At 43.5% G+C, this 12,541-nt stretch carries 11 protein-coding genes and 1 tRNA gene; 7 read left to right on the plus strand and 5 right to left on the minus strand.

Annotation, left to right across the window (positions count from 1 at the left end; translation table 11 throughout):
- Positions 1–107: 107 nt before the first annotated feature.
- Positions 108–1,088 carry an adenosine kinase gene (locus tag IPM71_07475; GenBank protein QQS52564.1) on the plus strand — a complete coding sequence of 327 codons (981 nt, stop codon included), beginning with the start codon at positions 108–110 and terminating at the stop codon, positions 1,086–1,088.
- Between the two features lie 50 nt (positions 1,089–1,138).
- Here IPM71_07475 and IPM71_07480 read toward each other — a convergent pair whose 3' ends face one another.
- The 3 genes from IPM71_07480 to IPM71_07490 form a co-directional block, all read right to left on the minus strand.
- Positions 1,139–1,756 (minus strand): deoxynucleoside kinase, encoded by a 618-nt coding sequence (locus IPM71_07480; protein QQS52565.1) that lies wholly within the window; start codon positions 1,754–1,756, stop codon positions 1,139–1,141.
- Between the two features lie 12 nt (positions 1,757–1,768).
- The gene (locus IPM71_07485; GenBank protein ID QQS52566.1) at positions 1,769–3,289 is read right to left on the minus strand and encodes a GH3 auxin-responsive promoter family protein; all 1,521 of its coding nucleotides are present in this window, start codon (positions 3,287–3,289) and stop codon (positions 1,769–1,771) included.
- Between the two features lie 123 nt (positions 3,290–3,412).
- Positions 3,413–4,123, minus strand: a complete 711-nt coding sequence (locus tag IPM71_07490) for a YebC/PmpR family DNA-binding transcriptional regulator (protein ID QQS52567.1) — start codon at positions 4,121–4,123, stop codon at positions 3,413–3,415.
- 279 nt (positions 4,124–4,402) lie between these two features.
- Between IPM71_07490 and IPM71_07495 the strand changes: the two genes are divergently transcribed.
- On the plus strand, positions 4,403–7,483 hold the full coding sequence (locus tag IPM71_07495) for a DUF2723 domain-containing protein (protein QQS52568.1): 3,081 nt from the start codon (positions 4,403–4,405) through the stop codon (positions 7,481–7,483).
- 56 nt (positions 7,484–7,539) lie between these two features.
- On the opposite strand, the gene IPM71_07500 is transcribed toward IPM71_07495, so the two are convergent.
- Positions 7,540–7,680 carry a hypothetical protein gene (locus tag IPM71_07500; protein QQS52569.1) on the minus strand — a complete coding sequence of 47 codons (141 nt, stop codon included), beginning with the start codon at positions 7,678–7,680 and terminating at the stop codon, positions 7,540–7,542.
- A 291-nt stretch (positions 7,681–7,971) separates the two neighbouring features.
- Here IPM71_07500 and IPM71_07505 point away from each other — a divergent pair, with 291 nt between their 5' ends.
- From IPM71_07505 to IPM71_07525, 5 genes are all read left to right on the plus strand, one after another.
- Entirely contained in the window at positions 7,972–8,193 is a 222-nt protein-coding gene (locus IPM71_07505) for a hypothetical protein (GenBank protein ID QQS52570.1), read from the plus strand.
- 18 nt (positions 8,194–8,211) lie between these two features.
- Positions 8,212–8,811 carry a PspC domain-containing protein gene (locus IPM71_07510; GenBank protein QQS52571.1) on the plus strand — a complete coding sequence of 200 codons (600 nt, stop codon included), beginning with the start codon at positions 8,212–8,214 and terminating at the stop codon, positions 8,809–8,811.
- Positions 8,812–8,900: 89 nt separating this feature from the next.
- Positions 8,901–9,230: a PadR family transcriptional regulator gene (locus IPM71_07515; protein ID QQS52572.1), complete on the plus strand. Its 330-nt coding sequence runs from the start codon at positions 8,901–8,903 to the stop codon at positions 9,228–9,230.
- Between the two features lie 3 nt (positions 9,231–9,233).
- Positions 9,234–10,766 (plus strand): PspC domain-containing protein, encoded by a 1,533-nt coding sequence (locus IPM71_07520; protein QQS52573.1) that lies wholly within the window; start codon positions 9,234–9,236, stop codon positions 10,764–10,766.
- A gap of 73 nt (positions 10,767–10,839) precedes the next feature.
- Positions 10,840–10,910: transfer RNA gene (locus tag IPM71_07525), tRNA-Gln, on the plus strand.
- Between the two features lie 179 nt (positions 10,911–11,089).
- On the opposite strand, the gene IPM71_07530 is transcribed toward IPM71_07525, so the two are convergent.
- On the minus strand, positions 11,090–12,514 hold the full coding sequence (locus IPM71_07530; protein QQS52574.1) for a glutamate synthase subunit beta: 1,425 nt from the start codon (positions 12,512–12,514) through the stop codon (positions 11,090–11,092).
- Between the last annotated feature and the right edge of the window lie 27 nt (positions 12,515–12,541).

Below are 12,541 nucleotides of genomic sequence, written 5' to 3' on the forward strand. Positions count from 1 at the left end.
AAAAATGCGACCGCAAAACTATGTGTTCTGATTGAATTATGCAAGTGCTGTGCTTACTTTTTTATTCTTTTTTCGTTACTTCGCAGCTTCAATTAATTAAGAAACCTATGAAACGTGTGATAGGTCTCGGCCATGCCCTGGTCGACTTGCTCTACAAAATGCCAGACGATAGCATGCTGGCCGAACTGAACCTTCCGAAAGGCAGCATGCAGCTCATCGACGAACAACAGGCCGATGCCATCGAAAAGCTCCTTCAAAACAAACGTGTAGAAAAGGTCTCAGGCGGATCGGCTGCCAACACCATTCATGGCCTTGCACGACTTGGCGTAGAATGTGGTTACATTGGCACAGTGCATGCCGATAGTTTGGGCGATTTTTATAAAAATGACCTTCGTGAAGCAGGTATATCTGCCATTCTTTTTAATGGTAAATCAAAAACCGGCCGTGCGTATACATTTGTGAGTCCGGATAGTGAGCGCACTTTTGCCACTTACCTGGGAGCCTCTTCGGAAATTGAATTGTGCGACATTACACCCGATACTTTTAAAGCTTATGATATCTTCCATATCGAAGGTTACCAGGTATACAACACTCCGCTTATCAGCCATTGTATCAGAGTGGCCAAAGAAGCCGGACTTACCGTTTCGATTGACATGGCCAGCTACAATGTAGTGGAAGATAATTTAAGCTTTCTGAAAAAAGCTTTACCATCCTATGTTGACATGGTGTTTGCCAACGAAGAAGAAGCCCGTGCATACACTGGCCTGGAACCTGCCGAAGCCTTGAAGGTGTTTGCGAAAGATTGCGAAACTGCCATTGTGAAAGTAGGAAAAGATGGATCGCTGATACATGCTGAGAATAAAACCTGGAAAGCAGGTATTATTGCCTGCCAACCGGTCGATACTACCGGCGCCGGCGACGCATATGCTGCTGGTTATATTTATGGAATAATTCAGGGCCTTTCGCCTGAAAAATGCGGGCAAATAGGGGCTTTGCTGGCCGGAAAGGTAATTGAAAAATACGGTGCCCGCATTCCCGAAAGCGACTGGAAATCTATCATTGGTGAAATTGACCGTATAAAACAATAGTGCACACCACATCTGCCAAAGAAGGCATATTAGATGCGCTGGTATATAAACTATTTGAACAAGCCGTTCAGTTCTGCATTGATCTTATCAATGACGGTACTCAAATCTTCAGGCTTATCGATAAAGTTGAGGTTATCGACATCGATGTAAAGGATTTTACCCATGTTATAGCTTTCGGCCCAAGAGTCGTAACGTTCGTTCAGCTTTTTAAGGTAATCGATCCGTATGTTGTTTTCGTATTTGCGCCCGCGTTTGTCGATCTGGCGCACCAGGGTAGGTACCGAGGCCCGAAGGTAAATAATCAGGTCAGGGGGCTGAATTAGAGAAGAAATCAGGTTGAAGATGGTAAAATAGTTCTCAAAATCGCGGGTCGACATGAGGCCCATCGAATGCAGGTTGGGAGCAAAGATGAAGGCATCTTCATAAATGGTTCGATCCTGTATCACTGTATCTTTGCTGCGTTTAATTTCGAGAATATGGTTAAACCGGGTATTTAAAAAATACACCTGCAGGTTAAAAGACCAGCGTTGCATGTCGTTGTAAAAATCGTCGAGATAAGGATTTTCATCTACATCTTCGTAATGGGGTTTCCACCCGAAATGATGAGACATGAGCCCGGTCAGGGTTGTTTTTCCCGATCCGATATTACCGGCAACAGCTATATGCATAATGTGTTTCTTTTAGGCTTTAAGTTCGGCAATTTTCAGCAATTCTTCCACATAAGTTCTATTATTTGATAAACGTGGTACTTTGTTTTGTCCTCCGAGTTTACCTTTTGTTTCGAGCCAACGATAAAAGGTACCTTTGGGCAATATGCTTAAGGCAGGTTTATCGAGGGTGATATTTTTATAACGCTTGGCTTCGTAATCGGAATTGGCATTTTGCAAGGCAATGTCGAGGTGATAGACAAATTCGTCGAGGTTGGCAGGGGCTTTCTCAAACTCTACTAGCCATTGGTGACAGCCTTTCTGGTTGTCGGCCATGTAGACTGGTGCAGCCGTGTAATCTGAAATAATTGCATGGGTGCGCCGGCAGGCCATTTCCAGCGCCTTTTCTGCGTTGTCGATAATGAGTTCTTCGCCAAAGGCATTGATAAAATGCCGGGTGCGTCCGGTTATGATAATCCGGTGCGGGAACAGGGAGGTGAATTTCACGGTATCACCAATCACATAGCGCCATAGACCTGAATTGGTAGAAATAACAATGGCATAGTTCACGTCCTTTTTCACCTGGTCGATGGTGAGAACCTGTGGATTCGGTTTTTCAAATTCATCCATAGGAATGAATTCATAAAAAATCTCATAGTCGAGCATGAGCAACATGCCCTCGTTCTCGGGATCGTCCTGTATGGCAAAAAAGCCTTCGGAAGCATTGTAGGTTTCGAGGTAATGCATTTCGTCCGATGGAATTGCCTTTCGAAACTGCTCGCGGTAAGGTGTAAAGCTTACACCACCATGTATAAAAAGCTCGAGGTTAGGCCAGACTTCGAGCAGGTTCTTTTTACCTGTGAACTCCAGTATATGTTTGATCATCACAAGGTTCCACGAGGGTACCCCGGCTATGCTGGTGACATTCTCCTGTATGGTCTGATGGGTCAGTTTTTCCAGTTTTTCTTCCCACTTATCGAGCAAAGCCACATCCTGACTGGGAGTGCGAATAAATTCGGTCCAAAAGGGTAGGTTTTCTATGAGAATGGCCGATAAATCGCCATAATACGACTGGTTACTGAAGTTATCGATTTTATGACTTCCACCAAGAGTAAGTCCTTTGCCCTTAAAGATTTTCGAATCAGGGTATTGATGTGTATATATTGCCAGCACATCTTTTCCTCCTCTGAAATGGCACTTCTCAAGCGACTCTTTGCTAACAGGAATAAATTTACTCTTGTCGTTGGTGGTGCCCGACGATTTGGCAAACCATTTAATCTCGCCTGGCCATAGCAAATCTTGCTCGCCGCTACGCAGGCGGTCTATAAAAGGCTTAACTTCTTCGTAAGTTTGAAGGGGTACCGACTGTTGAAAATCGGAAATAGTTTCGAAGGAGGCATACTTGTAATTTCTTCCCCATTCCGTATCGCTGGCCTTCGAAATTAATTGCTTGAATACATCTTGCTGTACATTAATCGGATAGGCACGCATCAGATCGATCTGCGCCATGCGCTTAATGTTAAACCATTTGACAAGCGAAGTGATTATTGGCATAGATTCAGGATTGTTTCAGCTCCCAGCAAAGATATTGATTCAGAACTTATAGTCAACTTTTCAGAGAACAGACATTAAATCAGTCACTGCTACCCAACAAAAAAGCTGTATTGATATAATCCATTATGCCACGTTCGTAAAAACAGCTTGCACATCGTCGTCGTCTTCTATTTTATCCAGAAGCTTTTCGATGTCGGTAAGCTCTTCTTCTGAGAATTCAATGGCACTGGTGGGTATACGCTGAAGGTTTGCCTTTTTCACTTCTACACCCACTGTTTCGAGTGCTTTTGAAAGTGAGCCAAAATTGGTATAGTCGCCATAGATGTATACAGTGCTGTCGTCCGATTCGATCGATTCCAGGCCTGCATCAATCAATTCCAGTTCCAGCTCCTCAATGTTGATGCTTCCGGTTTTTTCTAATTCGAACACCGCTTTACGCGAAAACATAAATTCAAGTGAACCGGTTGGCACAAGCGCTCCACCCGCCTTGTTGAAATAAGATTTGATATTGGCTACAGTGCGTGTGCTGTTGTCGGTGGCACATTCTACCACAATCAGCACACCATGAGGCCCTTTTCCTTCGTAAACCAGTTCGATAAAACTCTCGGCATCTTTTCCCAGAGCACGCTTGATGGCCGCATCGATATTGTCTTTTGGCATGTTTTGTACCTTGGCATTCTGAATGGCTGTTCGCAATTTGGCATTCATATCAGGGTCAGCTCCCCCTTCTTTTGCTGCAACGGTAATTGATTTGGCCAACTTCGGAAAAATCTTCGACATCTTGTCCCATCGCTTTTCCTTGGCGGCACGCCGGTATTCAAATGCTCTACCCATAGTATTCTTTGCTTAATAATTTTTGTGTTAAGGGTTCAAATATACGAACACGCTTGCATTCGGTAAAAAAAAAGTAAACCAATCTCCTAATATTTTCCAATCGAGGCTTACTCTTTAGTCTTTATGCCAATATTTTTATCTTCTTGGTTTGAAAAAGCACTACTATTATTCGTATTTCAGTAATTCATTTTATTGATTTTAGATTCCTTAACAACAAGTTTATTCCCTTTGTATCAAGAATGATTATATTAGCGCCGAAAAATATAAATAAGCCTTATAATGAACACCTTCAAATTGTATAACCGGATACTCGGATGGCTGGTATTTCTTATTGCCGCCATAACCTATATCCTTACGGCTGAACCTACCGTGAGCCTTTGGGATTGCGGCGAATTTATTGCCAGTGCTTTTAAACTGCAGGTTGGTCACCCTCCGGGAGCACCCTTTTTTATGATCCTGGCGCGGGTGTTTACTCTTTTTGCCGGCGATAACCTCGAGAATGTGGCCTTTATGGTCAATGTGATGTCGGCCCTGGCAAGTGCCTTTACTATCATGTTCCTGTTTTGGACTATCAATCACCTGGCCCTTAAAATTACTGGTCGCGAAAATCTGAGCCCATACAAGCTTGTAGCTGTGCTCGGAAGTGGTTTAGTGGGTGCATTGGCCTATACTTTTTCCGATACTTTCTGGTTTTCGGCTGTAGAAGGAGAGGTTTATGCCCTCTCGTCGCTCTTTACCGCCATTGTGTTCTGGGCTATTCTGAAATGGGAAAACGATGCCGACGAACCCTATTCAAACCGTTGGCTCATATTTATTGCCTACCTCATGGGCTTATCCATTGGTGTTCACCTTCTGAACCTGCTTGCCATACCGGCCATTGTCATGGTGTATTACTTCCGTAAATACACGCCTACCCGCAATGGGGTTATCGGTGCACTTTTTATCGGAGCCGCTATTTTAGGGGGTGTTATGTATGTATTGATACCTGGTTTGGTTTGGATGGCTTCAAAATTCGAGCTCATTTTTGTGAATGGTTTTGGCATGCCCTATAAATCGGGAGTAATCGTTTATGCCTTTTTGCTGGTAGGTGCACTCGGTTATGGTATTTACATAACCCACAAGCGAAAACAGGTAATTCTCAATACCGCCATGCTCATGTTTATGGTTATTGTTATCGGTTATTCGTCTTACTCCATGATTGTGATTCGCTCCATGGCAAATCCCCCTATGGACGAAAACAATCCCGATACCATTTTTAAACTCCAGTCGTATCTCAACCGCGAACAATATGGCGATCGTCCACTCGTTTCGGGGCAGTATTTCAATGCCCAGGTTGTCGATTTTAAAATTGGCAAAAAGTATTACTCCAAACGCAACGGCCGATACGAGGTAACCAACGAAAAAACCATCTACAAATATGACAAGGGCTTTTCTACCATTTTCCCACGTATGTACAGTGCCGACGATTCGCATATCAGCGAATACCTCAGCTGGGCCAATATCAAAGAAAAAGATGTGTTCAATGCCCGCCGCGACAGCGAAGGGAATATTGTGACTGACCGAAATGGTAACCCTGTGTACGATCGTAACAGCCCCAAAAGTAAACCCAGCTTTGCGCAAAATATCCGTTTTATGATACGCTACCAGATAGGGCATATGTACATGCGCTATTTCATGTGGAATTTTGCCGGACGTCAGAACGATATTCAGGGGAATGGAGAAATTCTTAACGGCAACTGGATTTCGGGCATTCCTGCCATAGACAAGCACATCATTGGCGATGGCGAAAATATGCCCGACGAAATAAAAGACCATAAGGCCTACAACCGTTATTATATGTTGCCCTTCCTGCTGGGCCTTTTCGGATTATTCTATCATTACCTGGCCCATAAAAAAGATTTCTGGGTAGTAATGATGCTTTTTCTGTTAACAGGCTTTGCTATCATTATTTACCTGAACCAATATCCTCTGCAGCCCCGCGAACGCGATTATGCCTATGCCGCTTCGTTTTATGCCTTTGCTATCTGGATTGGCCTTGGCGTAATGGGTATCATCGAACTGGGCGGAAAAGCGCTTAAAAATGCTCCCTCGAGCCTGGCAATAACCCTGGTGTGCCTCTTGTTGGTGCCAGGTATCATGGCCAGCGAAAACTGGGACGACCATAATCGTTCCGGCAGATACACTGCCCGAGACATTGCTTATAATTACCTTATGTCGTGTGCACCCAATGCCATTATTTTTACCAATGGCGACAACGATACCTTTCCTCTCTGGTATGCCCAGGATGTAGAAGGCATCCGGACCGACGTGCGCGTAGTAAACCTCATGCTGCTCAATATGGACTGGTATGCCGACCAAATGACCCGTAAGGCTTACGAATCGGATCCCCTGCCCATTACCTTCGAACCTGAATCGTATGCCGATGGTACCCGTGACATTGTTTTCGTTCAGGAAAAATACAAGCAGCCATTTCCGGCCACCGAAATTGTTAAGTTTATTGCCAGTGACAACCCGGCTACCAAAGTGGCTACCCAGACTGGAAAAATGTACGATTTTGTGCCTACTAAAACCTTTACACTTGCTGTAGATTCGGCCAAAGTGATTAAGAATGGTGTAGTGAAGCCTAAAGATGCACACCTGATAGAAAAGGAACTTCTTGGCACATTGCCTTCGCGGCTTACCAAAAGCGACATGATTGCCCTCGATATGATTGCCCACAACAATTGGGAACGTCCGATTTATTTTGTCGCTACAGGCCACAGCGGCACCCTTGGTCTCGACGATTACCTGCAGCTCGAAGGTTTTGCCTACCGCCTGGTACCAATTAAAACTACTCAGCGCTACGACGAAGGCCGTATCGATACTGATATACTGTATGATAATTTCATGAATAAGTTCAAATGGGGACGCATGAACGAACCAGATGTGTACATGGATCATTTCCACCTTCGTACACTTAACGTAATACGCATGCGTATTCGCTTTACCCGCCTGGCCAACAGTCTCATTGAAGAAGGCGATTTTGACCGCGCCGGAAAAGTGCTCGACCGCATTGTGGAACTGACCCCTCATGAGAATATTCCTTACGACTATTTTGTGCTGGGCATTGCCGAGGCTTACTATCGGATTAACCAGGCCGAAAAAGGAAATGCCATTCTTTCGAAAATGCTCGATATTGGCGAGTCACATCTCGACTATTACCTGTCGATGAACCGAAAGAACAAGAATCTGATTCAACAGGAAATATCGATGCATTTTCAGATTATCAACCAGATCGGACAATTGGCCAGGGCCTTTAAACAACCAGAATTGGCCGATCGCGCTAACAGCTTCATCGAAAACAACCAGGTGCGATTTTAAGAATCCTGCTACATTATTATTAAAATCCCCCCGGAGACTTATTTTCCGGGGGATTTTTATTTTGCATGAGCAAGGCTTAGCATTCCCTGATCAGAACTTTCCTGAAGGTTTTCCGAAAGCGGGTACTTCCAAAAATCGCCTCCATGGAACCATTTCAGCTTTTCAATGATCTCGGCGGTAGTTATTTCTCGTTCCATGCTTTTATTTTTTGTGCACTACATTTCTTACACACACCAATAAAAAGATACCCTGATCATAGGGCTGAAATTTTTTATTTATTTCGAAAAAGGCAGCCAGCAGCCAATTCATTTACTGAAATAATTAGCCTCATTACCGAAAATACGAATCTTTTCATTTTATCTATTCCATTGATATCGTGTCTTTTAGATAATATCTTGGAATTATGCGAAAAATATTTTTAATACTATGTATTGCATAGTAGTAATGGATTTATATATCTTTGTAAAATCAAAACACAACAACAAACCATGACACTAAAATTGGTTGTCACTGCCACACTTATTGGAATGCTACTTTGCCTTGCTATCTGGGATAAAAAACCAGTTCGTGTAATAGAAAATCAAGAAAAAATAACCATTTGCAGACCAAAAAATGCAGACAAGCCCGTTAGACAGACTGGTCAAACAACAAATCATTTTGTGCAAGCCACCATTTGCAATAACAATTATAAAATTCAATCCATTAATTAAACTTAAAGCAGAATAAGAATGAAAAAGACACTCACCATCAATCTGGCAGGTATGGTATTTCATATTGATGAAGATGCCTTTGAACAACTTCAGTCTTTTCTCGAAGCTCTTAACTTCAGGTTAAAAGGCGAAGCTAACAGCTCAGAAATCATTCGCGACATAGAAGCACGAATGGCTGAGTTGCTCAGTGGTCGCATGAACCAGGCCAAACAGGTAATTTCGGGTAGCGATGTGGAATACCTGATTCAGACCATCGGACATCCCGATTCGATTTTCGGGGAAGACCAGACAAATCAAAACAATAAAAAAAGTTATAGCGAACGCAAATACCGCCGAATGTACCGCGATCCTGAGAACAGGATGCTTGGAGGAGTTTGTGCCGGACTTGCTGCTTACTGGCACCTCGATCCAACACTGGTTAGAGTTGCTTTTGTATTATTAACCGCCCTGGGTGGAACCGGCCTCATCTTGTACATTGTACTTCTCGTCGTACTCCCCGAAGCCCTTACTACCGCCCAAAAACTCGAAATGCGGGGCGAGCCGGTTACCATTGAAAACATCAAAAATTTCTTCGCCGACGAATTTGAAAACGTAAAAAGGAGTTTTAAACAAAAATAGAGCATGATCAGAGTGGATAGGGAATTACCCAACACCATCCAAATAACAAGCACAAAAGCTCTTGGTTAACCTTGCAATAAACACACCGGATGAAAACAGAAAATATAAAAGCACAGATGCGAAAGGGAGTATTGGAATATTGCATTCTGTCCATACTTTCGAAAGGCGATGCCTATGCTTCAGACATTATTAATGAATTGAAAAAATCGAGGCTCATTGTAGTAGAAGGTACTCTGTATCCCTTGTTAACCCGCCAGAAGAACGCTGGTTTTCTGAATTACCGTTGGGAAGAATCGACCCAGGGGCCACCAAGGAAATACTACATGATTACTGAAAGCGGGAAAGAGGTACTGAATGACCTTAGCTTATCATGGAGTGAACTCGTACAAGCTGTGGAAATGATAAAACCTAATTTTTAAGCCATGAAGGAAACAATAAAAATAAATCTGAACGGACAGCTTTTTGATCTTGACAACGATGCCTACAACAGGTTGAAAGCTTACCTTTCTGCCATCGAAACAAGGTTTTCGGCTTCGGCCGATGAAGCCAAAGAAATATTGGAAGATATCGAAGCCCGCATATCCGAAATACTCCGCGAAAAGATTACTCCCAGCAAACAAGTAATCAGCCTTCAGGATATAGAAGAAATCATTCAGGTAATGGGCACAGCCGAAGACATTGACCAAAGTGAAGAAAATTCCGGCGAAACCAATACAGAAAATAACAGGACTACGGTAAAAAATAAACGTTTCTACCGCGATCCTCAAAACAGGGTTTTTGGTGGCGTATGTGCCGGGCTAGCTGCCTATTTCAATGTCGATGTAATCTGGATCCGTTTACTCTTTGTTTTTCTGTTTTTTGCCAACCTTGCAGGCATGATTATCTACATCATTCTATGGGTTGTAATGCCCCCAGCACTGAACATGGCCCAGCGTCTGGAAATGCAAGGAAAACGAGTTACCCTAAGCGATATCGAGGAATCGGTGAAACAGGAATATGATAAGGTAAAAAGCAGTGTAAAAAATATTCCTCACTCCTCTTCCTATCGCTCGGTAAAATCTACATTCAGCGAGATTTTTCAAGTACTCGGTACCATTGTTTTGACTGCACTCAAAATAATTGTGGCCACCATTGTCATATTGGTATTGCTCAGCCTTGTATTGGGAATTTTGGCACTTGCATTAGGTGGAATTAGCGTATTTCCCCTTTACCTGATTCCTGAACTTCCATGGTTACAATTTCCCGAAGCATCTGATCCCGTACTGATTGCCATTCTTTTGCTGCTTGTCATTCTTCTGCCCATCATAGCACTTGCAAGTGGAGTGTTCCGTTGGCTACTAGGGCTTCAACCCGTTAATCGCATTTTAGCTGGCATTACAGCAGCCATTTGGACATTGGCATTTATCGGTTTGGTCTTTCTTCTGGTAGCAGAAAGTGAAAGAGGAAGTTTCAGACAAAAAAGCCAATCGGCTTATACCTTTGAACCAGGCATAGAAAAGATCCTTTACCTGAAACATTTAGGCAATGCCTCAGACAGCACAAAATTAGATCATTATCAAGTGTTTAGTTACCGCTTTAGCATCGACGACACGCATGACAGGATATGGATGAAACCCCGGCTGGAAATAAAATCGTCGGCCGACTCACTCATACACCTTCAGGTTACCCGATCGTATGCCGATTTCCGGATAGGTAAAATACCCGACAGCAGTTTCGAAATGATCGATTATGGCTGGAAAAAGGAGAAGAATGAGCTCTCTCTGGAAAAGTATTTCGGTTGCACCGAAGAAGATGCATGGCGCTTTCCGTCCCTCAGCCTGGAATTATTGGTGCCCGAAGGGCATACCGTGGTTTTTGAGCCTGCTGTGGCTGCCATGCTATCAGATACAATTCGAAGTAACCAACCATACCAAATTCAAGCTGGAGGGTCTATTACCACTGCAAATGACAAGTAAGCTACAATATTTTTTAGGGTGCCTTTTTGCATAATTAAAAATTTTTATACATTTGCACTCCCAAATGTAGCATTGACCCATGGTGTAATGGTAGCACTTCAGATTTTGGTTCTGTCAGTCTAGGTTCGAATCCTGGTGGGTCAGCAAAAAAACCCTTCGGAAAATTCCGGAGGGTTTTTCTTTTTTGCTCTATTATATAGTACTAAATCTGCCGATTCTTAAAAGCTTTTAGTGAATTAAAACGTTTGCCCATACACCTAAAAAAAGGCCCACCCTTTCAGGTAAGCCTTATTGAACCAAGAATACTAACTATTCTAAACTTATTACTTCTTAATTAGTTCGTGATGAATGCTGAGGGCAGTTTTACGGCCCGATGCGATAGCACGCACTACAAGGCTGGCACCGGAAGCTGCATCGCCACAGGCAAAAACTTTAGCCTTGCTGGTAGCTTGCTTTTCGTCAATCACAATGTTTCCACGCAAATCGAATTTAAGGTCCAGCTCTTTGGCAAGTCCTTCGTGTATGCAATGCACAAAACCCATGGATAGGAGTGCAAGTTCTGTCTCAATAATGCGTGTTGATCCTGGCACTTCTACCATCTGGAATTTTCCGTTTTCCTTCTTCCATTCCACATCCACTACCTCAGCACCGGTAAGCTGTCCTTTCTCGTTTCCGATGAAGCGCTTGGTGTTTACCAGCCATTGTCGCTCGCATCCCTCCATGTGAGAGGATGATGTGCGAAGCGTATTGCCCCAATATGGCCATGGGTTTTCTTCCACTCGTTTTTCAGGGGGTTTGGGTAAAATTTCGATTTGTTGCACCGATTTGGCGCCCTGACGCACTGAAGTGCCCACACAGTCTGATCCGGTATCACCCCCACCTATTACAAGTACTCTTTTACCTTTTGCCAGTATTCGTTCGGCATCATTTATTTTCGTTCCGGCTACCACTCTGTTTTGCTGGGTAAGAAAATCCATGGCAAAATGAACACCTTTCAAATCTCTTCCTTCTACTTCCAGATCTCGGGGTTTCATGGCACCAATGGCTAAAACTACCACATCGAATTCCTTGAGCAGATCGGCACCTTTTACGTCGACGCCTACCAGGCAATTGGTTTTAATATTAAGTCCCTCGGCTTTAAATACATCAATGCGCCGCTCCACAATTTCCTTATCGAGCTTAAAATCCGGAATTCCAAACCGCATAAGGCCGCCGGGGGCCTCATCTTTTTCAAATACGGTTACTTCGTGCCCCCATTTATTCAACAAATCGGCACAAGATAAACCTGCAGGTCCAGAACCAATCACAGCTACTTTTTTCCCGGTACGCACTTTAGGCGGTTGAGGGATAATGTAGCCCATTGCAAAAGCCTTTTCTACCGTAGCGCACTCGTTTTCGCGAATGGTAACAGGTTCTTCATGAATATTAAGTGTACAGGCATGTTCGCAGGGTGCCGGACATACCCGACCTGTAATTTCAGGAAAGGCGTTGGTTTGCGATAATACTTCAATGGCTTCTTTCCAGTCACCTCTATAAATTGCATCCTGAAATTCAGGCATATTGTTGCCAATCGGACAGCCCCATGAACAGAATGGAATGCCGCAATCCATACAGCGCGAAGCCTGATCGCGCCGATCTTTCTCGTCCAATACCTGTTCGACTTCACTGTAATCTTTTACTCGTTCTGAAATTGGCCGGTAGCCGGCTGGTTTTCTATCTATTTCCAAGAATCCTTTTGGGTTTCCCATGATATCACAAATTTATCGTTGAAAAAA

It is taken from the genome of Bacteroidota bacterium (assembly GCA_016699695.1).
GTDB lineage: Bacteria > Bacteroidota > Bacteroidia > Bacteroidales > UBA10428 > UBA10428.